Source organism: Tsuneonella suprasediminis (assembly GCF_003605755.1).
Taxonomy (GTDB): domain Bacteria; phylum Pseudomonadota; class Alphaproteobacteria; order Sphingomonadales; family Sphingomonadaceae; genus Tsuneonella; species Tsuneonella suprasediminis.
This window is the reverse complement of record NZ_RAHJ01000011.1, coordinates 96086-120620: the sequence shown is the minus strand read 5'-3', so window position 1 is coordinate 120620 and position 24535 is coordinate 96086. Positions and strand designations below refer to the sequence as shown.

General features: G+C 59.0%; 18 protein-coding genes, 1 tRNA gene and 2 pseudogenes. 11 read left to right on the top strand and 10 right to left on the bottom strand.

Annotated features, from left to right (window positions below):
- Window positions 1-14: 14 nt before the first annotated feature.
- The 3 genes from D6858_RS03230 to rnd are packed head-to-tail and all read right to left on the bottom strand — an operon-like array spanning window position 15 to window position 1807.
- On the bottom strand, window positions 15-218 hold the full coding sequence (locus D6858_RS03230) for a HepT-like ribonuclease domain-containing protein (RefSeq protein WP_120107102.1): 204 nt from the start codon (window positions 216-218) through the stop codon (window positions 15-17).
- Window positions 208-504, bottom strand: a complete 297-nt coding sequence (locus tag D6858_RS03225) for a nucleotidyltransferase family protein (protein ID WP_120107100.1) — start codon at window positions 502-504, stop codon at window positions 208-210. The genes D6858_RS03230 and D6858_RS03225 overlap by 11 nt, the downstream gene beginning before the upstream one ends.
- A 37-nt stretch (window positions 505-541) precedes the next feature.
- Complete coding sequence (gene rnd / locus D6858_RS03220) at window positions 542-1807, bottom strand: ribonuclease D (RefSeq protein WP_120107098.1); 1266 nt, start codon at window positions 1805-1807, stop codon at window positions 542-544.
- 170 nt (window positions 1808-1977) lie between these two features.
- Here rnd and aspS point away from each other — a divergent pair, with 170 nt between their 5' ends.
- From aspS to D6858_RS03190, 6 genes are all read left to right on the top strand, one after another.
- Window positions 1978-3801, top strand: a complete 1824-nt coding sequence (gene aspS, locus D6858_RS03215; protein ID WP_120107096.1) for an aspartate--tRNA ligase — start codon at window positions 1978-1980, stop codon at window positions 3799-3801.
- An 82-nt stretch (window positions 3802-3883) separates the two neighbouring features.
- Complete coding sequence (locus D6858_RS03210) at window positions 3884-4120, top strand: acyl carrier protein (protein WP_047805955.1); 237 nt, start codon at window positions 3884-3886, stop codon at window positions 4118-4120.
- 99 nt (window positions 4121-4219) lie between these two features.
- A complete protein-coding gene (fabF, locus tag D6858_RS03205) occupies window positions 4220-5479 on the top strand; it encodes a beta-ketoacyl-ACP synthase II (RefSeq protein WP_120107093.1) in 1260 nt (419 codons plus the stop codon).
- 1 nt (window position 5480) lies between these two features.
- Window positions 5481-6443 carry an endolytic transglycosylase MltG gene (mltG, locus tag D6858_RS03200; RefSeq protein WP_120107090.1) on the top strand — a complete coding sequence of 321 codons (963 nt, stop codon included), beginning with the start codon at window positions 5481-5483 and terminating at the stop codon, window positions 6441-6443.
- Window positions 6404-7000, top strand: a complete 597-nt coding sequence (locus D6858_RS03195) for a 2'-5' RNA ligase family protein (RefSeq protein ID WP_240623664.1) — start codon at window positions 6404-6406, stop codon at window positions 6998-7000. Before mltG ends, D6858_RS03195 begins: the two co-directional genes overlap by 40 nt.
- A 68-nt stretch (window positions 7001-7068) precedes the next feature.
- A tRNA-Met gene (locus D6858_RS03190) sits at window positions 7069-7145 on the top strand.
- A gap of 330 nt (window positions 7146-7475) precedes the next feature.
- On the opposite strand, the pseudogene D6858_RS03185 reads toward D6858_RS03190, so the two are convergent.
- The 5 genes and pseudogenes from D6858_RS03185 to D6858_RS16045 all read right to left on the bottom strand — a co-directional run.
- Window positions 7476-7714 (bottom strand): annotated as a pseudogene (locus tag D6858_RS03185) (IS701 family transposase); the annotation flags it as partial.
- A 424-nt stretch (window positions 7715-8138) separates the two neighbouring features.
- Window positions 8139-9044, bottom strand: coding sequence for a tyrosine-protein phosphatase (locus D6858_RS03180; protein ID WP_120107088.1), 906 nt, complete (start codon window positions 9042-9044; stop codon window positions 8139-8141).
- A 139-nt stretch (window positions 9045-9183) separates the two neighbouring features.
- Entirely contained in the window at window positions 9184-10053 is an 870-nt protein-coding gene (locus D6858_RS03175) for a 5'/3'-nucleotidase SurE (protein ID WP_240623663.1), read from the bottom strand.
- Window positions 10054-10117: 64 nt separating this feature from the next.
- Window positions 10118-12079, bottom strand: coding sequence for a TonB-dependent receptor (locus D6858_RS03170; RefSeq protein WP_240623662.1), 1962 nt, complete (start codon window positions 12077-12079; stop codon window positions 10118-10120).
- Between the two features lie 227 nt (window positions 12080-12306).
- A pseudogene (locus D6858_RS16045) lies at window positions 12307-12723 on the bottom strand (TonB-dependent receptor plug domain-containing protein); the annotation flags it as partial.
- A 122-nt stretch (window positions 12724-12845) separates the two neighbouring features.
- Between D6858_RS16045 and D6858_RS03165 the strand changes: the two are divergent.
- From D6858_RS03165 to D6858_RS03150, 4 genes are all read left to right on the top strand, one after another.
- Window positions 12846-14093 carry a TetR family transcriptional regulator gene (locus D6858_RS03165; protein ID WP_133305229.1) on the top strand — a complete coding sequence of 416 codons (1248 nt, stop codon included), beginning with the start codon at window positions 12846-12848 and terminating at the stop codon, window positions 14091-14093.
- Between the two features lie 585 nt (window positions 14094-14678).
- The gene (locus tag D6858_RS03160; protein ID WP_165859615.1) at window positions 14679-15431 is read left to right on the top strand and encodes an ImuA family protein; all 753 of its coding nucleotides are present in this window, start codon (window positions 14679-14681) and stop codon (window positions 15429-15431) included.
- On the top strand, window positions 15352-17100 hold the full coding sequence (locus D6858_RS03155; protein ID WP_120107084.1) for a Y-family DNA polymerase: 1749 nt from the start codon (window positions 15352-15354) through the stop codon (window positions 17098-17100). The genes D6858_RS03160 and D6858_RS03155 overlap by 80 nt, the downstream gene beginning before the upstream one ends.
- Window positions 17097-20348, top strand: coding sequence for an error-prone DNA polymerase (locus D6858_RS03150; RefSeq protein WP_120107082.1), 3252 nt, complete (start codon window positions 17097-17099; stop codon window positions 20346-20348). Before D6858_RS03155 ends, D6858_RS03150 begins: the two co-directional genes overlap by 4 nt.
- A 259-nt stretch (window positions 20349-20607) precedes the next feature.
- Here D6858_RS03150 and D6858_RS16195 read toward each other — a convergent pair whose 3' ends face one another.
- Together D6858_RS16195 and D6858_RS03145 are read right to left on the bottom strand one after the other, a co-directional pair.
- Complete coding sequence (locus tag D6858_RS16195) at window positions 20608-20736, bottom strand: hypothetical protein (protein ID WP_276308683.1); 129 nt, start codon at window positions 20734-20736, stop codon at window positions 20608-20610.
- A gap of 147 nt (window positions 20737-20883) precedes the next feature.
- Window positions 20884-23160, bottom strand: coding sequence for a TonB-dependent receptor domain-containing protein (locus tag D6858_RS03145; RefSeq protein WP_240623661.1), 2277 nt, complete (start codon window positions 23158-23160; stop codon window positions 20884-20886).
- Between the two features lie 260 nt (window positions 23161-23420).
- Between D6858_RS03145 and D6858_RS03140 the strand changes: the two genes are divergently transcribed.
- A complete protein-coding gene (locus D6858_RS03140; RefSeq protein WP_120107080.1) occupies window positions 23421-24134 on the top strand; it encodes a DUF3592 domain-containing protein in 714 nt (237 codons plus the stop codon).
- Window positions 24135-24535 lie beyond the last annotated feature (401 nt).

Sequence of the window (24535 nt, the reverse complement as noted above, 5' to 3'; positions counted from 1 at the left end):
GCTGTTACCAGAGCTTATTCATCAGGTAGCGTCAGCGCACGGCAGCAATCTGCGCGCAATGCCGGCAGGGTTTGCGCTGCGGTATTCCAGATTATCCTGAGATCGATGGAATCGTAATCATGCCGCAGCGCGTTGCCCATGCCGCTGATGTGGTTCGATATGCGGTCGATATTATCGATGATATCCTGGAGGCGAAGTGCCTCCCGTTCAGAAGACACGGAGCCGGTCCCGATTGATCTGCTCCTGGATACGCGGGTTACGGGCCGGTTCGACCACTATATCCACCGGTGTGCCGAGCAAATGACGGACTTTCTCGGTTAGCGCGGCGAAGCGAAACAGGTCCAGATTTGCGACATCGTCCAGCCTGACCGCCAGATCGACATCGGAGGTATCTGATTGTTTCCCTGTGGCAGTGGACCCGAACAGGGAAATTTCGCGCAAGCCTGCAGCGCGCAACTGGCGCTTGTTTTTGCGTAACCGCGAAATCACAGTTTGCGTGTCCATCGGTGAAAAGTCTGGCCCATTCCTCAGGGCCGGTCAACTATTCAGCCTCCATCGCCGCATCGCCTGCATCGTCCGCAGCATTTGCAATAGCCGCGGTGCCCGCGTTGTCGGATTCGGTCGCTTCATCGCCCGGCTTTGCATCGTCGATATGGGTCATTTTCAGGCGACCGCTTTCGACTGCGAAGGCCAGCTTGCCTTCCACCAGATCGAGCGCTTCGCGGCCGAACACTTCGTATCGCCAGCCTTTCAGGATCGGCAGATCGCGCACACCTGCGGCCAGTGCCTCCATCTCGTCGCTGCGGGTCAGCAGGCGGCTGGCCACGTCGATTTCGCGGCTGCGGATTTTGAGCAGCAGCTTGAGCAGATCGGCCACCAGCGCGCCTTCCTTGCCCAGCGGTGCGCCGCGCTTGGGCTTGTCGGGCATCTCGTCTTTGCCGAGCGGTTCGGCCGCTTCGAGCACTTTCATCAGGCGTTTGCCTATATCGTTGTCTTTCCAGGCATTTGACAGGCCGCGCACTTTGACGAGATCGGCTTGCTTCCTGGGCGGATGGCTGGCGAGATCGGCCAGTGTTTCATCGCGCATGATCCGTCCGCGCGGGATATTCTTGTGCTGCGCTTCCCCCTCGCGCCATGCGGCGAGGTCTTTCAGGCGGCCGAGCACCGTGGCGTTGCGGCTGGGCGCGCGGATGCGTTGCCATGCCTTGCCGGGATCGTTGGCGTAGTTCGCCGGATCGGCCAGCTTGTCCATCTCCGCATCAAGCCACGATCCGCGACTCGTTTTAATAAGCTTTTTCAGTATCTTAGGGAAGATTTTTGAAAGATGCGTCACGTCCCCGATGGCATATTCGATCTGCCGTTCGGTCAACGGGCGGCGGCTCCAGTCGGTGAAGCGGGCGCCCTTGTCGATAGTGATCCCCAGCCATGCTTCCACCAGATTGGCATAGCCGATCTGTTCGGACTGGCTGATCGCCATCATCGCGATCTGGGTATCGAAAATCGGGTGCGGGGTCTTGCCGGTGAGGTTGTAGATGATTTCCACATCCTGCCCCCCGGCGTGGAAGATCTTCAGTACGTCTTCGTTGTCGCACATCAGATCGAGCAGCGGTTGCAGATCGATCCCTTCGGCCAGCGGATCGATCGCCGCTGCCTCTTCCGTATTGGCGATCTGCACCAGGCACAGTTCGGGCCAGTAGGTGTTCTCGCGCATGAATTCGGTATCGACGGTAACGAAATCGCTTTCCGCCAGCCTTTCGCACAAATCCGCGAGGGCTTCGGTAGTGGTAATCAGGTCATGTATTTTCATCTGTCTTCATTTCATAGTTCGGGCGGAGTGCCACCCACCGGACAGAGTGTGCCTTGACAAAAGCCCGCCCGTGCCCTGTTAGCGCGCGCGTTTCCTGCTAAAGGAGCGCGAACCCGCGCAAAACGCGCGAGGCACCTAGCGCCATAGCCCCGAAATTGGAAAGATTTTAGATGCACGCCTATCGTACCCACAACTGCGCGGCCCTGTCGAAGGGCAATGTTGGCGAAACCGTCCGCCTTTCGGGCTGGGTCCATCGCAAGCGCGATCATGGCGGGGTGCTGTTCGTGGATCTGCGCGATCACTATGGCCTGACGCAGATCGTTGCCGACGAAGACAGCCCCGCGCTGCCGATTCTCGACGGGCTGCGGCTGGAATCGGTGGTTACCATTGACGGCGAAGTGAAGGCGCGCGCCGAAGGGACCGCCAATCCCAACCTGCCGACCGGCGAAATCGAAGTATTCGCCCGCGCTGTAACGGTGCAGAGCACAGCGGAAGATCTGCCGCTGATCGTCAATTCGGCGGAAGATTACCCCGAAGAAACCCGTCTGAAATATCGCTTCGTCGATCTGCGGCGCGAACGGGTGCACAACAACATCGTGCTGCGTTCCAACGTGATCGCCAGCTTGCGCCGCCGGATGATCGATCAGGGCTTCACTGAATTCCAGACCCCGATCCTCGCGGCCTCCAGCCCCGAAGGAGCGCGCGACTATATCGTGCCCAGCCGCCTGCACCCCGGCACATTCTATGCGCTGCCGCAGGCGCCGCAGATGTTCAAACAGCTGCTGATGGTGGCCGGGTTCGACCGCTATTTCCAGATCGCCCCCTGTTTCCGCGACGAAGATCTGCGCGCCGACCGCAGCCCGGAATTCTACCAGCTCGACTTCGAAATGAGCTTCGTCACACAGGAAGACGTGTTCAACGCCATCGAACCGGTGCTGGCCGGGGTGTTCGAGGAATTTTCCGGCGGAAAGAGCGTAACGCCCGCTGGCAGCTTCCCGCGCATCCCCTATGCCGAAGCGATGCTGAAATACGGCAGCGACAAGCCCGATCTGCGTAACCCGCTGATTATTTCGGACGTGTCCGGTCATTTCCAGCAGTCCGGCTTTGGCCTGTTCGAGAAAATCGTCGGCACCGGCGGTGTGGTCCGCGCGATCCCTGCGCCGGGCACGCATGAGAAAAGCCGCAAGTTCTTCGACGATATGAACGACTGGGCGCGCAAGGAAGGGTTCGCGGGCCTCGGCTATGTCACGCGCAAGGGCGGCGAATTCGGCGGCCCGATCGCCAAGAACCACGGTCCGGACAACATGGCGAAGATCTACGCCGAGCTGGGGCTGGGCGAGAACGACGGCCTGTTCTTCGCCGCGGGCAAGCAGAGCGACGCGGTCAAGCTGGCCGGTGCCGCGCGTACCCGTGTGGGCGAAGAACTGGGCCTGATCCCCGATGATCGCTTCGAATTCTGCTGGATCGTCGATTTCCCGATGTTCGAATACGACGAAGAAGCGAAAAAGATCGATTTCAGCCACAACCCGTTCTCGATGCCGCAGGGCGAGATGGAGGCGCTGGAAACGCAGGACCCGCTCGATATCAAGGCGTGGCAGTACGACATCGTCTGCAACGGATATGAACTGTCGAGCGGGGCGATCCGTAACCACCGCCCGGATATCATGTACAAGGCGTTCGAAATCGCCGGGTACACGCGTGAGGACGTGGACAGCAATTTTTCCGGCATGATCGAAGCGTTCAAGCTCGGCGCCCCGCCGCACGGCGGCTCCGCACCGGGGATCGATCGCATCGTGATGCTGCTGGCGGACGAACCCAACATCCGCGAAGTGATCGCCTTCCCGCTCAACCAGCGGGCGCAGGATCTGATGATGGGCGCGCCCAGCGCGGTTTCCGCCCGCCAGTTGCGCGATGTGCATATCCGCACGATCGAGCCGCCGAAGCAGGAAAAATCGTCGAATACCGACAAACCAGTTGATCCGTCCGTCGGATAGCAATGCGCGGGACTTGCCAGCCCGCCGCCCGTTGATTAGGGCGAAACCCAACCATACACCCCAAGTTCGAAGAGGGACCATTATGAGCGATACCGCCGACCGCGTGCAGAAAATTGTCGTCGAACACCTCGGCGTCGAAGCCGACAAGGTCACCCAGGACGCCAGCTTTATTGACGATCTCGGTGCCGACAGCCTCGACATCGTTGAACTGGTCATGGCTTTCGAAGAAGAATTCGGGGTCGAAATCCCTGATGACGCTGCCGAAAAGATCACGACCGTCGGCGACGCGACCAAGTACATTGAAGAGCACAAGGGCTAAGGTCCTGCCCGCCGTGCTCGCCTGACGGCAAGTCGGCGGGGCATAAACAGGCTCGTCCCCGCCGTGGGGCCGGGCCTGTTGTATTTGTTGGAGAGCAATATGCGTCGTGTCGTCGTTACCGGACTCGGCCTCGTTACCCCGCTGGGCGGGGACGTGGAAACTTCCTGGAAAAACCTCATCGCCGGGAAAAGCGGTGCAGGTCCGATCACCCGGTTCGATACCGAAGGGCAGAAATGCACCATCGCGTGCGAAGTGAAGCCCAAGGATCACGAATACGGCTTCGATCCTGACAAGCGGGTGGATCACAAGATCCAGCGTCAGGTGGATCCGTTCATCGTATACGGCATCGATGCGGCCGGTCAGGCGCTCGAAGATGCCGGACTCACCGATATGGACGACGATCTGAAAACCCGCACCGGTTGTTCGATCGGTTCCGGTATCGGCGGCCTGCCGGGGATCGAAATCGAATCGGTCAACCTGCATGAACGCGGGCCGGGCCGGGTCAGCCCGCACTTCGTGCATGGGCGTCTGATCAACCTGATCAGCGGGCAGGTGTCGATCAAATACGGCCTGATGGGGCCGAACCACGCTGTGGTTACCGCCTGTTCCACCGGGGCGCACTCGATTGGCGATGCCGCGCGGATGATCAAGGATGGCGATGCCGATGTCATGCTGGCGGGCGGCTCGGAAGGCACGATCAACCCGCTCGGTGTGGCCGGTTTCGCTCAGGCGCGCGCGCTCAACATGAGCATGAACGATCGCCCGACAGAAGCCAGTCGTCCCTACGACAAGGGCCGCGATGGCTTCGTGATGGGCGAAGGCGCCGGCGTTGTCGTGCTGGAAGAGTATGAACACGCCAAGGCGCGCGGCGCGAAGATTTATGCCGAAGTGGTCGGTTATGGCCTGTCGGGCGATGCCTATCACGTCACCGCACCGCATCCCGAAGGGAAGGGTGCCGAACTCGCCATGCGGATGGCGCTGCGTAAGGCCGGGATGGAAGCGGGCGACATCGACTATGTCAACGCGCACGGCACCAGCACGATGGCCGACACCATCGAACTGGCCGCGGTGAAGCGCGTTCTGGGCGACGATCTGAGCGGTGCATCGATGAGCAGCACGAAATCGGCCATCGGCCACCTGCTCGGCGGCGCCGGTGCGGTGGAGGCGGTGTTCTGCATCCTCGCCATGCGCGATCAGATCGTGCCGCCGACGCTCAACCTCGACGATCCCGACGAAGGGACCGAAGGCGTCGATCTGGTGCCCCACGTCGCGAAGAAGCGCGAAGTGAACGCGGTGCTGAACAACAGCTTCGGGTTCGGCGGGACCAATGCCTCGCTGATCATGAAGAAGGTCGACTGACGTGAAGAAGCTGGTGCTGGCGGCGGCGCTCGTCGCGGCGCTGGCTTTCGCGTGGTTCGCGCACGGGTGGTACGGTGCGGCGAATGTGCCGAAAGACACTTCGTTCATCGTGCCCGATGGCGCCACGCTGACCAAAGTGGCGCGCGAACTGGAAGACAAAGGCCTGATCGCATCGGCCGACAGCTTCCTGCTGCGTGCCAAAGTGTTCGGCGGCAGCGATCCGGTGCAGGCGGGCGAATTTCTCGTCCCTGCCGGATCGAGCGCGTCGCAAATCCTCGATCAGTTCCAGCATGGCGAAGTGATCCAGCGATTCGTCACTATCCCCGAAGGGATGCCGTCGATCATGGTGTACGAACGCCTGATGGCGGAGCCGCTGCTGACCGGCCCGATCCCGGTGCCGGAAGAGGGATCGGTCCTCCCCGATACCTATAACTTCGAACGCGGCGAACCGCGTACACGGGTGCTGGCGCGGATGCAGACCGCGATGAACGCGTTTCTGGCCGAAGCATGGTCGAAACGGGGCAAGAATATCGTGGTCAAAACACCCGAAGAGGCGGTGACGCTCGCTGCAATCGTCGAAAAGGAAACCGGCGTCGCCAGCGAACGCAAGCAAGTGGCGGGGCTTTATTCCAACCGCGTGCGGGAAGGGATGCCGTTGCAGGCCGACCCGACGATTATCTACCCCATAACCAAGGGCAAGCCGCTGGGCCGCCGTATCCGCCAGAGTGAGATCGCAGCAGTCAACGGATATAATACCTATACCATGCGCGGGTTGCCTGTGGGGCCGATCACCAACCCCGGTCGCGCCAGTATCGAGGCCGTGCTCCACCCGGCGGACACCAAGGCCCTCTACATGGTCGCCAATGGCAAGGGCGGGCACTGGTTTTCCGAAACGCTGGCAGGGCACAATGCCAACGTGCAAAAATGGTTCGCTATCCGGCGCGAGCGCGGGGAGATGGACTGATCGCGCCGCCGGGCAACGACGGGGGCGGTGCAGCGATGCCGCCCGATTCATCCGCGCCCGCTCCGCTGATCGTGACCGCGCAATTGCCGCAATGGCTGCAATCGCGGGCCGATCAGCTCCGCAGCGAGCATTTCCCGCCCGAACGCAACCAGCTCAACGCCCACGTCACGCTGTTCCACGCGCTGCCGCCCAGTCTGGAAAGCGAACTGCGCGATGCCTTGGCGCAAGAGGCGAAGGCGGCCCCGCCACTGGCACGTCTCGACGGATTGATGAACCTGGGGCGCGGCACCGCACTGCGGCTGGAAAGCGCGGCGATGCTGGTGCTGAGGGAAAGGCTGGCAGATCGCTTTTATGGCCTGCTGACGCCGCAGGACATGGCTGTGCCCCGTCTGCACATCACGATTCAGAACAAGGTCAGCCCGCATCGTGCGCGGGCTTTGCAGGTCGAACTGGCGGGGGCGATAGAGCCGCGACCATTCGCATTTACCGGACTGGCGCTGCACCGATATCGGGGTGGACCGTGGGAGTTTGTAAAACAGTGGTCATTCCGCGGTTGACCGCGCGCGATCCCCGCCCTAAATGCGCCGCCTGCACGGCGCCAATCGACGCCGCAGTGCCCGATTGGGGCGGAGTAGCTCAGCCGGTTAGAGCAGCGGAATCATAATCCGCGTGTCGGGGGTTCAAGTCCCTCCTCCGCTACCATTTCCTTGATCCGGAGGCTTCCGCCAGCCTCCACATTCTCCAAAAATCGAAAAAGGGCAGAGGATTGCGGGTGATTCGCGTCCGCATGCGCCCATGGTCTTCCACATGCAGCCAGATTTGGTGCGGTGGTATTTTGGGGGTATTTTCGCGGAGCAGGTTAAGGCTCTTAAAAGATGTGGGCTTCTTAGCACTACTTTGGCAGAAGTTTGCGGGCAGACCGTTCGAGACATCCCCCGCAGTGAGGGCAATGCTGCGGCGGTGAGCGAGACAGGCGGTCAAAGATGGCCTGGCGCACTGCGGGTAAGGTGGTTTTGGGACGAGGGCCGAGGTTTCTTTTTTCCGCCCCGCCTGAGCGAGCCTTCGGGATTGCAGGAAGGCGTAGGCCATCATCGATATCAAGGCATGGCGGTGAAGCCCGGTCCAGAATCGTCCTTCGAAGTGATCGAGGCCAAGTTCTTCCTTGAGTTGCTGATGCGCTTGTTCGCAGACCCAGCGCGCCTTGATCGCACCAGCGGAGCCGTGATCGGGGTGTCGCGGGGCAGATTGGAGAGATAGTATTTGCGTTCGCCATGCCACTAAGAAAGCGCCGATTGACACCTGCTTGCCGCGCCCAAAGGCCCCGCTCGGACGGTCGCAACGGTTCGATCACTTCCCATTGCCAAGCTGTTCGATCAGCGCGGTGAGTTCGCGCACAACACGGCGGCCCGAGATCGAGGTGTCCGACAGCCTCCCCCGCGCGTGAAGGTCCAGCATATGAACGAGGGAAGGCCTGTCACATGGCGAAGGGGGACAGTTTAATCTGCTTGAAGTGCAAACTACGGGATGCTGTCGCCACTCGAGTTCGAGCGGCAGCAGATTTTGAAAGCGGAAGGCGTCTAGAAAATCAGGGGCTTCTCAAAACGGACGTTGCATAAGCGGAAAAGAACAGGGTCGAGCACAAAGCTTCACTCAGATACTCCGCTCCTGTGCAAACCGAAACATTCGGGCTTCCTTTCAGGACTCTTCGGTTAGATTCTTTATGATCGCGCGCTTCATGTCTTCGGTAACGCCCAGTTTCCGCTCAATGAAGGTATCGACCGAGCCGTATTCATTCTCGAGCGCGTCGAGAGCGCTTTCGATATAAGCCGGGTCGGAAGCGACCAGCGGTTTCACGGTCTCCCACGGCAACTGAGCCAGCGCGGCGTAAGACGGATTGCTGTCTGCCGCTTCTTGTATCTTTGCTCGGTAATCCACGACGTCGTCGGAAAGGGCATAATCGGCTACCACGGTTTCACGCGGGACGCCAAGCAGGGACAACAGCAGAGCTGCTCCGGTTCCTGCACGATCCTTGCCCGCAGAACAATTGAAGGCCAACGGTGTACGGCCTTCTGCGAGGTAACGGAACATTTGCGCGTAACTCTCGGAATTATCCTGTGCAATGGTACGGTAGATGCTGATCATGGCCTTGCGCGAATTATCGGCGCTGGCGTTCGGGCCAGCCAGTACCTTTCCTAGACCTCCCGAATCCATCGCATAGTCGCGCGTCCAGTATTCGACATCGCTGTTTTTGACGACATAGGGGTTAGGCTCTTCCTCGCGCTCCTCATTCGAACGGAAATCGCAGAAAGTACGAATGCCGCGACGGGCAAGTTCTGCGTTGTCAGCGTCGGTGAGGCCTGCTGGAGAGCCTGAGCGATAGACCGTTTCCCACTTCGTGATCCGGCCATCGGTGGTCCTGTAGCCGCCCAGATCGCGAAAGTTCACTCCGCCTTCCAGATCGAGAACGCGGCGCTTGTCCGTCAGCGCCATATCATTGGCGGCGACAGGTGAGAGTTCGGCCTCGGCATTTGGCTGACCGGCATGGTTGTCACACGCGGGAAGCAAAGCCAGCGCGGCGAGCGGAAGAATGATCAGGCGCATCAATTCATCTCCAGATTATTCGGCGCGTTCGAGGAGCAATTCCGACAGCTGCCAGTTGACCGTGGCAACTGCAGCGGGAGAGGCGGCATAGCCGACCTGCATGGGGCTCACTGCGATATGCTGCCGGTAAACTGCGGATTCATCGTTCTCCTGGTCCGGGGTCGGAGGGGTCTCGTTTATTGCGAAGTTCAGGCCCGGCAGGGGGGGGCACCTGCATGCCTCTTCCTTCTGCGATGGCGCGCATCGCGGGCGACGCCGTCTCGGCCATGTTGACTGTGAAGCCTATCGCATAAGTATTATAGGTACCAACCTGCGTCGCACGCCATTGCGCGCCGTCTAGCTCGTCGGGAAAATTCACATTTAGCGCGAGCCCTCGCGGCAGCAACGCACCCTCCCCGGCTTTGTGTTCCAAAGCATTGACCAGTTCGACGACACGCTGTGCGACCTGCGCCGATATCGGGTTGGCGAGATCCGGACCTTCGCTATTCGCTCCAGCCGACAGTGCAATCGCGGGAATCCCTCGTACGGCGGCATATTGCGAGTTACTGACGGTGCCGGAACTGAGGATGATCGCGCCGACATTTTGCCCTTCGTTAGGCCCCGACAGAACAAGATCGGGTTCGTCGCCCCACCGCTCTATACTCAGTACGTCCAGGCCGTAAAGCAGGGCCATAACCGGCGTGCCGTTGACATAGTGGAAATCGCCTGCAGTCAGCCCGTTCCGCGTCATCGGACCAGCCCCCGGATCGCCCGGCTGTGCTGCATTATTGAGGCAGGGCTCTTTCAGCGGCGTCAGAGGATGTCCGATATTGAGCGCTGCGCCCATACCGCTCTGGTTGGTGCATGGAACCGATACGACCACATCGTGCCCGGCCTTCTTAAGTGCGCGATAGAGCGCAACGACATTACTCGTCAGACCATCGTCATTGGTGAGCACAATGTTGCGCGCCTGCACCGGAGCGGAACTGAGCATCAGGGCAGTAGTGAAGAGAGAAAGTGACTTGAGCATGGGGACAGGCCTCGGATCGGGTGAGAGACGGAAGGCAGGGTTCGCCTGCCTTCCCGGATTGCATTCAGAAGTTGAAACGGACGCCAAACAAGTAGCGACTTCCGATCTGTTCCACTTCCGAAGGAGTTGCACGGGTACCCTCATACGCGACGTAGGTCTCGTCGGTCAGATTGGCGAGATCGGCAAACAGGGTTAGGTTATCGTTCAGGACATAACGGACCGTGACGTCGAGATTCTCGTACCCGTCGCGGAATTCACCCGCACCAAGTCCGCCTAGTGTGTCGAGATATTTCGACCGCCACTGATAGGAGACGCGCAGCGAAAGATCGGCATATTCGTAAAAGAGCGATGCGTTGGCTACGGTATGGGACAGGCCTTGGAAATCGAACGTGCCGGTCTCGCCGGTCGCCGCGTCGATCCCGTCAAATTGACCATCGAGCAAGGTGAGGTTTCCCTGCACGCCGAAGCCTGAAAGCGCCCCGGGAAGGAAGTCGAACTGGCTCTCAATGTTGAATTCGATACCGTACAACGTTCCGCTGTCCCCATTGAAGGTGGAACCAAGCAGGTAATCCGAGCGATCGATGCCATCGCTGTTGTAAAGATCGGAACCGACCACGCCTTGGCTCTGATACAACACATCGTCCACCCAACGGTGAAAGACAGCGACTGAGGCGATGCCGTTGCTGGCGAAATAATATTCCGCGCTAGCATCCAGACCCCAGGTATATTCGGGCGTAAGGAACGGGTTGCCCCCACCGATCGACTCGCTGGTGTCGCTGATCGACGCGCCAACGCGTATCGCCGCGTAGGCTGGCCGCGAAATGCCGCGCTGCCCGCCAAGCCGCAAAACAAGATTCGGTGTGGCTTCATAGCGCAGGTTCACGCTCGGAAAGATGTCGAAAAAGTTCTGCTTCGTCGAAAGCGGCGTGGCCTCCGAGCCATTCAAAACCGTTCCGGCATTCTCGATTTCGTACCATTCGACACGTGCTCCGCCTGTCAGCATCAGCGGGCCGTTGTCATACTGAGCCATCGCGTAAGCGGCGAGGATCGTTTCCTGCTGGTCATAGAACGAGGTAGGGAGCACAAAACTTGCGGGATCGATACCGCCCGCTTCGAGTGCGGCCTGCAAATCCTTGTTCAGCGCGATATTATCGACGTAGTTGATATCGACACCAAGCGGGAAACCGGTATTCCACTGACGGTCCGTGACATATCCGTTGGGGTCGAAGCCGAGCGCGGCCAGTGGTACGGCGCCGCCAACACCGATATTATTGCCAGCAAGCTTGCGATAGGTGCCGAACAGTCCACCTTTAACCTTCAGCTCGTCAAATTCCTTCCACACATCGAGCTTGCCCGAATAGGCGTCCGAGACCGTTCCCTGCATGATCGGGAGAAGGATGGCGCGGGACACGCTCTGTTCAGTTTGCGGTATGGCCGACCGCGCCTCTCCGCGCGAGAACGTACCGTCGCCATTCTCGATCGTTCGATATAGGTCAATGATCGGGAAACGCGGATCGGCCGAGCGATCATAGGCTACTGTAAGATCGTGGATCGAAGACTGTACTATCGGCAGATCGCTGCTGTTCTCGGTTCGGGTGTAGCCGAGCTTACCCGAAAGTCCGAACCCGCTTTGGGTTGCGTAATCGAAGCCGGCAGACAGGATGATGTTTTCGTTCTTATACAGACCATCGTTGAAAGCGGTCGAGATCGGCACGTTGAACAGTTCGCCAGTCAGCGGGCCACGTGTGCCCGCTTCGGCGTCTTCCAACTCGACCTGATAAGCGTTGCGACGTTCTTTGTCCGTAAATTCAGTATAGATGCCGCGAGCGAACATCCGCAGGTCGTCGCTGGCCTGCAATTCAACTGTACCAAACAGGCCGTTGTTCGACCGTTCCAGTTCGTAGTTGCGAATATCGATATCTCTGGGGTACCATCGGCATCGTAGCTGGCCTCGCGATTGTCGGTGACCTGGTCGCGCAGATAATGCGAGCCACCCAGCGCGATGCCGACGACGTCGTTCGACCACGAGAGACGCATGGAGGCAGAGCGCTGCTCTCCATTGCCAAGGCCCATAAACCCGTAGCCGAGATCGCCGTTAATATTGAAACCTGTGCCCCCGTTGTCGAGAGGAGAGAATGTTTGCAGGTCGACATTCGCAGTGATCGCTTCGGCAGTGATGTCTGGCGTAAGAGATTTGTTCACAACCAGTTGCTGCAACAATACCGCCGGTACTGCGTCGAAACGATAGGCACGCTCCGACCCGCCTTCGTCCACGCCAGTCTGCGGGATGCCGTCGATGCTGACCGAGGTCCAGCGGTTAGGCGCGCCGCGCACCTGGATATAGCGGGCCTGCCCCTGATCGCGCTGCACCGCGACACCAGGCAAACGAGCGAGCGCCGCTGCCGTGTTCTCGTCGGGGAATCGACCTACTGAATCAGCCGTAGCGACATCAACCACGTTCGGAGCCAACCGCTTTGCCTCGGTCGCATTTTCCAACGACTCGCGGATCGAGCCGGTCACTACGATCAGGTTTTCATCGTTCGTTTCAGTCTGATCCTGTGCAGGAGCGGACTCGTTCTGTGCAACTGCCGGTGCGGCAACCAGAATGGCGGAAGATGCAGCGCAACAGAGCAATGTATGGCGACGGATGGTTCGTATTAATACAATCATGTTCTTACCCCCAACTGGTCAGATGTTGCCGGGCAATTAGAACGGTTGTATGTCTCGCTCGTGACTAATCGATTACGTTTGTGAGACTCTGGTAAAAGTGTGTGCGGAGAGGAATTGGTTTGGTGAACGATCCAGATGTTGCTGGCAGGGAATCATTAACTCCCTCGAAAGACGGTGCTGAAAGGCGATCAGAAGGCATTATTTCGGCTGTGATCGAACATTGGCGTGATTCACCGGACAGCGCGCTGAGTGTGCGCAGTCTCACTGCGTCGGCGGGGACCGCAGCCTCCGCAATCGGATATCATTTCGGTGGATTAGAACAACTGTTCGTGGCCGCGTCGCGGCGGATGCTTGCTCCGGCAAAACTGTGGATGGAAAGGGTTCTTCGCGACATTCTTCCGCTAGGCGGTCGCCCGGTCCCGATACAGGTAAGCGCGTCCATCATAGCGGTTACAATCGATCAATGGATTGGAGAACGCTCGCTCGCGATGGCTTGGCGTCGGACCAAATCGCTATCTCCCACTCCCGACGCGCTGGTGGTTCAATTGGCGTGGGACGAAGCCTGGATCGATTTCTGGGCAAGAATTGGCGAGTGTCTGGGCATGACTGTTCATGCAAGAACGCTCGCGGCCTTCGCGGATGGGGAGGCGTGCCGCCATCTACTCAGCTGGAAGCCTGTTCTGGACAAGTGTCTTTTGCAAGAAACTGCTCTTGCACTGACATCGTGGCTCGACACGAACCGAATTGCAGGTGACAGCTGCCGGATGGCCTACAGAGCCGGGCTCACCTCGGACTTTGCCAAGCTCAACGACGATAGAGAAATTCAATTCTCTCTCTTTGGCAATGCTGCGGCTGATCTTCTGGCACGTAAAGGTCGATCGGGTGTTACTTTCCGGGCTGTGGCCATGGAGGCCAATTCCACTCTCGGCGCAGTTTCCCACCACTTTGGCAACAAGAGCAATTTGTTACGCGAAGCGCTTTACCGGTTATACGAGCGCGAAACCATGACGGGGGATCGCGGAGCACTGTTCAAGCGAGAAATTCCTCCGTCCATCATGTTGGATCAGATTATTACTGGAATTGTCACCGACAACCATCCCATTCTGGCCGCCTACGACGAGATTGAGCTTGCCATCTATAATGACCCCGACTTCATCGATCTGGGCACAGCCGCGCGCTGCCTAGACGATCCTTCCGGCACTTGGGCCTTGAAGAATCTACTCGGCGGACAGCAACCGTCGCAGTCACTGGTTGCCGCATTTTCCTCTGTTTGCCGAGGAGCGGGGCATCTGATCGCAACCGGTGCGAGGCATGCGGACAACTCGGATGCATTTGTCCGTTCGGCTCTCAGCCCGTTTTGCGTGAACTGAGCTATCAGTCATCATGAGAAGCTGAACGGTCACTTTGCCTTGGCGGCCCCAAAATCGGGAGATCCTACACCTGACGGGTTCCGTGAGGATGTCGCGCTCTCAACCTTTATGCGCCGAGGAGTATGGCCCGGCGGCGTCGCTGGAAACGGTCGAGCGACAAAGGCATCTTTCCGTATGATGGAAGGGCTGGCGCGCCTCAGGTTTCCTGAACCTTGTCGCTGCACTCAAATGTTGTCGTTGAATGTAAGCGGCACCTAGACATCGCCGCGTCGCTCGAGGCGAGCGTCGGCAAGAGATGAGGGGACAGATTTTGATTGGCGCAATCCTTACTGCGGGCGGAGAAGATCGATAGTTCTGATGTTGCCGACCAGACGATCGGTTGTCGAATTAGGCTCGTCTGACAGCCAAAGCGGCTCATGGTAAAGGTCCCAGCTGTGGGGGTATCGGTGGGGGTACTGTGGGCGCAGTTCTGTTTATTATTACGTAAATCTAGTGTGTTAGGTGGTAACGCCCTGCAATGACAATCATCTTGACGCAGTGTGAGGGAAGTGGAACATATAGAGAACATTTAATTTTTGAGTCGTGATGCCCGGATTATCCCGCCCCCTCCTTATCGACGAGCTGCGGCAGCAGATTGCCCGGTTCGATACCCCGACGCGGGCTCGTGGAACGCTGCCGTTCGGTATCGACGAGGTGGATCGCAGACTCGCTGATGGAGGTCTGGCAATGGGTGCTCTCCACGAAATTGCGCCTTCGGCCCCGGCGCTGGCTGAGGAAGCGGCAGCCACTTTGTTTGCAGCGGGTATTGCCACGCGTGCTTCGTCAGGCCCGGTATTATGGGCTTTAAGCCGGTTTGACCTTTATGCTCCTGGCCTCGAGCAAGCCGGCTTGCCACCAGAACGCTTACTTTTTGCACAAGCGCGCAATGATCGCGAGCTGTTGGCGGTTATGGAAGATGCATTACGCCACCGGGGCCTTGCTGCGGTTGTCGGTGAGGTGCGTTGTGTGGATATGACTGCATCGCGACGGCTTCAGCTTGCTGCAGCTGATGGCCAAACTCCTGCGTTACTTTTGCGGCGATGGCGCAAGCGGGAGTTGTGTCCACTCAGTGCCCCGTCTGCTGCGACCACACGCTGGCGTATCGGCTGTGTGCCGTCCGCGCCGTTGGGAGTGCCCGGTGTTGGCGGTCCGCGTTGGGCAGTCGAACTGGTGCGTCAGCGCAACGGCAACCTGTTTTCGATTGTTCTGGAGGGATGCGATGCGCAGGGTCGCCTCGCTGTTTCTGCCGCAGTTTCCGATCGAGCGGCTGGGGCAGAACGGCACGTCAAAGCCGCCTAAACATGCTGCTGAACTCCCGCTCTCTAACGATCCGGGAGACTGTTCAGTGCCGCGTGGCGGGCACTGGCGACCGGGCGCGCGCTGGGCTCGGGAAGGGGCGATTGCTGTGCACCGGCAACCACCGATGCGTGAACTTGGACGACGTTCGGAAGCGCGGGAGCATCCTTTCAAAGCATCTTCAGAAGGGGAAAGCTTGCAGGCCGTCAACGCAGCACCTCCAGCATGCCCGGTTGGGGCTCCGCTGGTTCTGTCTATCCGGCAGGGACAGCGCGAAGTCATTCATGCTGCCGATGATGCTGCTCTTGCCCTTGGCCTTCGCCCTGGCATGGCGATCGCGCAGGCGCGTGCGCTTTATGCGGAGCTGGATATCAGGCCTGCAGACATCGCCGCAGACGATGCCGCTCTTGAACATCTAGCTGTCCATGCTGTGCGCCATTGGTCTCCGCTTGTTTCAGTGGCCCCTCCCGATGGATTGATTCTCGATCTGACAGGCACCAGCCATCTATTCGGCGGCGAAGCGGCATTCTGTCGGCGGTTGCTGGCTTTCTTTGCCCGAATCCGCCTGACCGCGCAGGTGGCGGTGGCCGATACACCGGGGGCGGCACATGCACTGGCGCGGTTCTCTGGCGATCCTGTCACCATTGTTGCTCCAGGTCAGGCAACCGCAGCGATCGCTCCGCTGCCATTGGCGGCGCTGCGGCTGGAAACTGGTGCGCTTGCGGCCGCCAGACGCTTCGGGCTCGAACGCATCGGGGATCTGTTGCCGCTTCCGCGTGGCCCACTGGCGAAGCGCCTCGGTCGCAATGCGATCGACCGGCTCGATCAGGCTATCGGTCGTCTTGCCGAGCCGATCGACAGCGTAGTGCCATTCGAAGCGCCTGTGGCGGAGCGCCGTCTGTTGGAACCGATTTGCACTGCGGATGCCATTGCACAGGTGATGAGTGATTTGACATGCGATCTCATCGATGTGCTGCGTTCGCGTGGCCTCGGTGTCCGGCAGGTTACGCTTGCCTTCCTGAGGGTTGACGGGACCGAGCAGACCATCGGCGTCGGTCTGGCCCGGGCAAGTCGCGATGCACAGCATCTGACGAAACTTTTAATTCTTCGACTGGAGCAGATCGATCCAGGCATGGGGATCGAGGCGGGCAGACTGACCGCGCGTCATACCGAGGTGTTGGATGCAGAAAATTGCGCCTCTGTACTGACTGGCGAAACGCCGGAGATGGACATCGCCGGTCTGGTTGATCAGCTGGCCGGACGGATCGGGCATGATGCGCTCTTCAAATCTACACTGGTTGAAAGCGATGTTCCTGAACGCGCGGTGGTCAGGACGGGGCCCTTGTCGGAAGCAACAGGCTGGCCCACCTGGAAACGCCCGGCCCGGCTGCTGGTCCGGCCTGAACCGCTATTTGGTGTTATCGCCTTGCTACCCGATCATCCGCCTCGTCGCTTTGGGTGGCGTGGTCAGATGCATGAAGTGATCGCAGGCGATGGACCTGAACGTATTTACGGCGAATGGTGGGTGCGTGATGGCGAGGTCTGGGCCGTACGCGATTACTACCGCGTGGAAGATTGCGAAGGTCGCCGGTTCTGGCTGTTCCGGCGCGGCGACGGGATAGAGGGCGAGACGGGTGATTGCAGTTGGTGGATGCATGGGGCGTTTGGATGACTTACGTCGAGCTGCATACTACCAGTCATTTCTCGTTCCTGCGCGGTGCATCTTCGCCTGAGGAACTGTTTTCTGCGGCTGCTTCGATGGGGCATTCTGCGCTGGGCGTGACCGATCTGGGCACTGTCGCGGGCATGGTGCGTGCCTGGCAGGGGCAAAAAACAACCGGGGTGCGGCTGATCGCAGGCGCACGCGTACATCTCACCGATGATCGACAACTGTTGTTGTATCCCACCGACCGGTCTGCATGGTCCCGCATGACCCGACTGCTTACCGTTGGCAAGGCACGTGGAGGTAAAGGGCAATGCGTGCTCGAATGGAGCGATGTCGCGCATCATGCCGAAGGGCTGATCGCCATTCTTCTGCCCAATATGCCAGATGCCGGGCTCGTCAGCGATCTGGCTGATTTGCGGAATGTCTTCGGCTCGCGCGGGTATCTTGCCCTTACGCAACGCCGCCGACCCGACGATATGCTCAGGCTGCACGATCTGGCCGCGATGGCAGGCGATGCGGGTCTGCGCTGCGTTGCCACCGGTGATGTGCTTTATCATTCGAGCGATGCGCGTCTGTTGCAGGATATTGTCACTGCCATTCGTGAAGGCACAACGGTCGACCGACTAGGCTTCCGGCGCGAACGTCATGGCGATCGCAATCTCAAATCTCCGGAAGAAATGGAGCGCCGCTTCGCCGCTTTTCCCGATGCGGTTCAAGCGACCGCCGATATCGCCGCTACCTGCACCTTCGATCTTGGCGAGCTGAGCTATCAATATCCGCATGAGCGGGTGCTGGAAGGCATGAGCGCGCAGGAGGCGCTGGAAAAGCTGTCGCAGGAGGCAGCACAGCGGATGTTCCCCGGTGGCATCCCTCAGGCCCATGCCGATCAGATCGCGCACGAACTCGCATTGATCGGCCAGCTCGATTACGCGCCTTACTTTCTGACCGTGAACGCCATCGTCATCGAAGCTCGCCGGCGTGGGATACTATGTCAGGGGCGCGGTTCGGCAGCGAACAGTTGCGTCTGTTTCGTGTTGGGGATCACCTCGATCGACCCGATCAAGCACGAGTTGCTGTTCGAACGGTTCGTTTCGGGTGAACGGCCGGAACCGCCTGATATCGATGTCGATTTCGAGCATGAGCGGCGCGAGGAAATCATTCAATGGATCTATGAAACATATGGCCGCGATCATTCCGCACTGACTGCTGTCGTCACGCGCTTTCGGGCGCGCGGAGCAATCCGCGAGGTGGGCAAGGCGTTGGGATTGCCTGAAGACCTGACTTCCTCTCTGTCCGGCTTGGTCTGGGGCTGGTCTTCTGATGGTGTGGGGGAGAAACAGGCGGAGGAGCTTAATCTCAATCTGAACGATCGCCGCCTGCGTCTGGCGCTTGATCTTGCCAGCAGGCTGATTGGAACGCCGCGCCATCTCTCGCAGCATCCGGGCGGCTTCGTGCTGACGCATGACCGGCTCGATGATCTGGTGCCGATCGAGCCTGCCGCGATGGCGGATCGGCAAGTCATCGAATGGGATAAGGATGACATCGATGCGCTGAAGTTCATGAAGGTCGATGTGTTGGGGCTGGGCATGCTAGGCTGCATGAACCGCGCATTTGTCCTGCTCGAACAGAAGAAGGGCATACGGGTTACTATGGCCGACCTGCAGGATGACGATCCAGCGGTCTATGCCATGATCCAGAAGGCCGATACGATCGGTACTTTCCAGATCGAAAGTCGGGCGCAGATGTCGATGCTGCCACGTATGAAGCCGCGGCAGTTCTACGATCTCGTTATTGAGGTCGCCATCGTGCGGCCGGGCCCGATTCAAGGCGACATGGTGCATCCCTACCTACGTCGTCGTGAAGGCCGTGAACACCCCGAATATCCTAAGCCGGAACTGCGTGCGGTACTGGAAAAGACGCTTGGCGTTCCGCTCTTTCAGGAACAGGCGATGAAGGTGGCGATTGTCGGCGCAGGCTTTGCACCTGCCGAGGTCGATCAGTTGCGTCGGGCCATGTCGACCTTCAAGCTGACTGGGGGTGTAGGTCATTTCTACGACAAGCTGGTCGGCGGTATGGTGGAGCGCGGCTATCCGCAAGACTTTGCCGAGCGCACGTTCAGGCAGATCGAAGGGTTCGGCAGTTATGGCTTTCCCGAAAGCCATGCAGCCTCCTTCGCTAAGATCGCCTATGCTTCGTGCTGGATGAAGCATCATCATCCCGACGTGTTTTGCGCCGCGCTGCTCAACGCGCAACCAATGGGGTTTTATGCTCCGGCACAGATCGTACAGGATGCGCAGCAGCACGGGGTCGAAGTACGACCTGTTTGCATTAACGCCAGCCGCTGGGACTGCACGCTCGAACCGGCCAGAGGCGGTTTGTTTGCTGTGCGGCTTGGGTTCAGGCAGGTGCGCGGCCTTGCCAACCTGCATGGTGCGGCAATCGCTTCTGCACGTGGCGCGGCGCTCTATACGTCAATCGAAGAAGTCTGGCGCCGCGCCAGTATACCACGTGCGGCTATCGAACGCCTTGCCGAAGCCGACGCCTTTCATAGTTTTGGCAGCGATCGGCGAGATAGCTTATGGAAGGTCCGCGGCTTGAGTGAGACACCGCTTCCTCTGTTCGCGGCAGCCGACGCGCGAGAAGGCGTGTATGGTGCCGAGTGTACCGAACCTGCGGTTGCATTGCAGGTGATGAGCGATGGGCGTGAGGTAGTCGAGGACTATCGCACGATGCAGCTCTCGCTTCGTGCGCATCCGGTTTCGTTTCTGCGGGATGAACTGGCTCAGCGCGGTATGAAGCGATGCAGCGACCTTCTCTCGATCAGGGATGGTCAGCGTGTTGCAGTCGCAGGCGTCGTGCTCGTTCGGCAAAAACCCGGAAGTGCCAAGGGCGTGCTCTTCATTACGATCGAGGATGAAAGCGGAGTCGCCCAAGGTATCGTCTGGCCCGACCGCTTCGAAACTTTCCGCCGCATCGTGATGTCTGCTTCCATGATAAGCCTGAAAGGCCGTCTTCAGAAGGAGGGGGAGGTTATTCATATTATCGTCGATCAGATCGATGATCTGACACCTATGCTTCGCCAGATCGGCGTGATGAACTACCGATATAGTCCGGGGAGTGACCATGCGGCCACGTCCTCTTGTTCGCCAGATCGTGACAGACCAGGTTCAATGTCGAAACCCGTTGATCCCTATCAACCGCCCTTAGCCGATCCGGAAGATCTGATCCGCATTCGCAGCCATGATTTTCACTGATGCCGCCTCAGCCTTTGGGTTTGCTTCCTGAACAGCCTTGAAATCGGGGTAGCGGTTTACTGCCATCAGAAGGTCAGCTTACGCCAGGATCATTTCAGAACATGGGTGGCACTTTCCGCTCCGCCCATCCCCACTGCGGCTGCTCCTGTTGAGAATGCCTTAATACCTCGCTGTCGGAACGGATGAGGTGAAGTGGGCAGATTGGTTCGCTGTTATCCTGCAGTGCTCCAATAGTGATTTCCCAAACGGGGCCCGAACGTTACGCCTTGTGGATTAGCGTGATCCCGGGCGCCGCATTGATCCCAAGAATGTCGCGTTCAACCGCCCATGACAGCAGCGTCTGCAACATGACCAGTACCTTGCTGCCATGCGCGGCTGGGCATGCCATTCGCCAGTCAGGTGCGAATATATGCCTGATCTGCACTCGCTGCCCAGTCCCTCGAATCGAAACCAGGAACATGATGTCATGGGGACTTTCCGATCGTTCATTGGGTTGTGACAGAGCGTGGGTACTGCCGTCACAACCCAATTGGCATTAAAACTGCTGACGCATACCAAAGGCGATGCTGCGCCCGCGCAGCGGCGATTGGTCCTTCACGAATGACGTGTGCGCGAACGCCAGTTCATTGAGCAGATTGGTGCCACGGATGTAAAACTCGACGCCCCTGTCGTCACCAATGTCCAGCCGATAGCTGAGCGTCGCGTTGAGCATATCGTACCCTCCGGTCCGTGTTTCGTAGGAGGCGACCTTGTCCTGTGCGAAGGTGTGATAATATTCCAGATCGCCCGTCAGCGGTCCTGCGCTGTGTTCATAGCGGGCGCCAAGACGGCCCGGCGGAATGCGCGGGAGATTGTCATCTTCACTCTTAAGCTTGGTACCGACATAATCGCCGAACACCGTCAGGCGAGATTGGGGCGTGAACTGATAGCTGACCTGCCCATCGATGCCGGTAAAGCTCGCATCCGCTGCCGTATAGAGCAGGAAATTGTGCGCTACGCCGGTTTCGACTTCGGTTTCGATCAGGCGTGCGAATATGTAATCGTCGATGTCCTGGTGGAACAGGCCGACCTCAAACTCGAGCGGACCGCCGGTCTTACGGAAGGTCAGATTGATCGACTTTGCCGTCTCCATCACATCGGTTCGTGCTTCAGGAAAAGTCGAGGAAGCACGCTGTGTCTGCGAAAGGCCAACTTCGTAGCTGTTCGAGGCCAGGTTGTTGCCATAGGCATATAGTTCACGCACATTCGGGGCCCGTTCGGTGCGCGCAAGCGACAAAGCTGCCGAATAGCCGTTGCCGATCTGCCACGTCATCGCGAGCGACGCCGAGAAGGGATCGTGCGAGGCGCTGGGATTGGCGGTGCGGAACGATTCCTCGCGCATCCTGCGGAAGGCGCCTTCACCGTTTCGGGCGTCGTAGGAATCGATCGCGCTCTGAAGATGAGGCGAGATGACATAATCGGTGAAAGGAACGTCGATATCTCGCCAGTCCTTGCGCGCAGCGATCTCGACATCGACCGCCCCGAACGAGCGCCTCTCGCTCAGGAACACCCCGATATTCTCGGTTACATAGTGAGGATTGCCCACAAACCCCGCCAATGCGGTGGGAGGCGGTTCGTGCAGATCGTTCACATTGATGCCGCCAAAGGTGCCATCGGTATATTGGACGCCCAGTGTGCCGGTGAAGCCGAGCAGCGGCTTATGGGTCAGTTCGACACGCCCGTCCCAGACCTCATTGGTGTAGTGGCTGAACAGCGCCGGGCCGTCGATCTCATCATGCTTGTAATCGGTATACGACCCGCGCAATCGAACATGTTCGAAGCCGGGCAGCAAATCCTCATAATCGGCGCGAACATCGACACGCTCACTGCGAAGCTTGATATAGGCGGTGTGATCGTCCGACGAACCAAACGGATCGTCGAACTCGTCATGCGCAGCGCAATGCAGGTCGGCGCCATGAGTGTGGCAAACGCCGTTGATATGGGAATGGCCTGGCAAGCCATATTCGCTGTCCTGCCGTGTATAGGCCGCGCCGATATAGCCCTTCTCAGTGATCCATGATGCGCCAACGCTGTAGCTGGAGCTTTCAGCAAAGGAATCCTTGAGTTCATCGCTTCCGAATGCATCCGGCACGTTGTAATCATCGGCCTTGCGGCGCGAACCTTCGGCGTGGATGGCGAACTGACCAAGCCCAGCTGTCACCCGCCCGGCGACGGTTTTTTCCTCATCGCCTGTGCCGTACCGAACCTCGGTCGCCCCTGACAACCCTCCCTCGGGCACCGCTTTGGGCACCTTGCTGTCGATCAGATTGATCGCGCCATTCATCGCATTGCCGCCATAGCGTGCGGCAGCGGGGCCGCGCAGAACCTCGATACCGTCAAGCAACAACGGCTCGGTGGTTATGGCGTGATCGGGCGAAACCGAAGACACGTCGAACAGATTGGCGCCATCCGTCAAAATCTCGATACGCGGCACGGTCTGGCCCCGGATTACCGGGCGCGATGCTCCGCCACCAAAGTTATCAAGATGGACACCGGGCAGACCGGCGAGTGTTTCGCCAAGGCCGCCTTGGCGGCGGTGTGCCAATTCGTCGCCCGACAGAACCTGTACAGGGGTGGCTGTCGGCAGATCGGGCTGACTGAGCGAACGACTGGCCGTGACAATGATTGCGTCAGCGCGCTTGCTGCGTTCCTGCTCGCTGTCTTCAGCAGCGGCATCCTCCGCCAGCGCACTGACAGGAAGCATTGTTATGGCAGCGGCCAGAGATAGAAGGCTGGCCCGGCCTGGAATTTGATTGGTAAGCATTTGTTTCATGAAATTCGATCCTTTGAAATCTGGCGATCGTTAGAATATGATATAACATATCGTCAATAGACTGTGATAATCAGGTCGACAGAGCGCGCAAATTTCGGCGGGGCATAGCAAGGGGAAATACTGGTTCAAGGACGCATATGACCGCACTTTGATCGCGCCGCTGATCGGCAACACGCTAACCGAGGCAGCGCTGTCGAGCCTACTGATTTGCTGATGTCTCACGCTTGCGGCGTTGACCGTTGCAATGCCATTGGGGGCCAATGAAAAATTTATTCAGATGGGTAGGCGGTATCTTCGCTGCGACCGGCTTCATCTTCGTCATCGCCAGTGCTGTTCTGTGGCAACGGGACGCCGCTTTTAGCGCGGACGCTGAAGAGGCGCGAGGAACGGTGATGGAGTTGGTGCGCCACGTCGAACGGGACCGGGATCGTGGACAGAGCATCAGCTATACAGCGATCATCGGCTTTACCGATGGAAGTGGGCGTCGGCAGGAATTCAGCGAACCTATACGCTCCAACCCGCCGCGCTTTTCGGTGGGGGAAGTAGTTCCGGTTCTCTATGATCCGACGCGGCCGTCCCATGCCGTTGTCGATGATTTCTGGGGGCGCAGAGGCATACTCACGATCTTTCTCGGCCTCGGCGCGACATTTGCCGTGCTTGGCACCGTTCTGTTTGCCATCGACCTGAAGCGACGCCGAAGAATTTCGCGATTGCTGCGCGAAGGAAAGCCCATCGATGCGGACTTTCTTCATGTATTTCGGGATGCGCGTATCGCGCGCAATGGAGAGCATCCTTTTCGGGTCGTGGTGCAGGCGATGGACCCGGCGACCGGGCGCCTGCGTCGTTTCGAGAGCGAGGCGATCTGGGTCGATCCGACAACGCAATTGACCGGACGCAAGATACGCGTGCTGCTCGATCCAGGCAATCCGCAGCGCTATCATGTCGATCTGTCGGGTAGCGTTTTGACTGACTGAAGAAGCGACGTGAGGGCAGGCGCGGTGTAGCCCATTGAAAAATCGATATCTATGCAGTTATGAGCGTGATCCTTGCAACGAGATGGTCGATCGTCGGCTTTGCTACGGTGTCGATCCTTGGCTTTTTCGGCATGGGTGTGCTTGCTACCCGCTGTTGGCGCCGTTCTATGGCAATCTCAACAACTGGCGCGGTGACGGGGGCCTGAGCCTAGAACGGACTTGCGCGGCCAAATCGACTCCTACCTGTATGATTTCATGCACTTCGCCGCAAAGCATGTTGTCGAATGCACTGTCATCGGCCAAGAGGCTTATGTCCTGCCGGTTCAATTCTTCGCGCATTTGGCGGTGAAGTTGAATGTTGGCGTTGGCGATTAACAGCCACGCATCCGGCCAGTTTCTCA

Coding starts and splice junctions, on each gene's coding strand:
- D6858_RS03160 (WP_165859615.1), top strand. CDS start 14,679: ATGCCCGGATTATCCCGCCCCCTCCTTATCGACGAGCTGCGGCAGCAG.
- rnd (WP_120107098.1), bottom strand. CDS start 1,807: ATGAAAATACATGACCTGATTACCACTACCGAAGCCCTCGCGGATTTG.
- D6858_RS03150 (WP_120107082.1), top strand. CDS start 17,097: ATGACTTACGTCGAGCTGCATACTACCAGTCATTTCTCGTTCCTGCGC.
- D6858_RS03140 (WP_120107080.1), top strand. CDS start 23,421: ATGAAAAATTTATTCAGATGGGTAGGCGGTATCTTCGCTGCGACCGGC.
- D6858_RS03175 (WP_240623663.1), bottom strand. CDS start 10,053: ATGCTCAAGTCACTTTCTCTCTTCACTACTGCCCTGATGCTCAGTTCC.
- fabF (WP_120107093.1), top strand. CDS start 4,220: ATGCGTCGTGTCGTCGTTACCGGACTCGGCCTCGTTACCCCGCTGGGC.
- D6858_RS03145 (WP_240623661.1), bottom strand. CDS start 23,160: ATGAAACAAATGCTTACCAATCAAATTCCAGGCCGGGCCAGCCTTCTA.
- D6858_RS03155 (WP_120107084.1), top strand. CDS start 15,352: ATGCGCAGGGTCGCCTCGCTGTTTCTGCCGCAGTTTCCGATCGAGCGG.
- D6858_RS03180 (WP_120107088.1), bottom strand. CDS start 9,044: ATGCGCCTGATCATTCTTCCGCTCGCCGCGCTGGCTTTGCTTCCCGCG.
- D6858_RS16195 (WP_276308683.1), bottom strand. CDS start 20,736: ATGGCATGCCCAGCCGCGCATGGCAGCAAGGTACTGGTCATGTTGCAG.
- aspS (WP_120107096.1), top strand. CDS start 1,978: ATGCACGCCTATCGTACCCACAACTGCGCGGCCCTGTCGAAGGGCAAT.
- D6858_RS03225 (WP_120107100.1), bottom strand. CDS start 504: ATGGACACGCAAACTGTGATTTCGCGGTTACGCAAAAACAAGCGCCAG.
- D6858_RS03195 (WP_240623664.1), top strand. CDS start 6,404: ATGGTTCGCTATCCGGCGCGAGCGCGGGGAGATGGACTGATCGCGCCG.
- D6858_RS03210 (WP_047805955.1), top strand. CDS start 3,884: ATGAGCGATACCGCCGACCGCGTGCAGAAAATTGTCGTCGAACACCTC.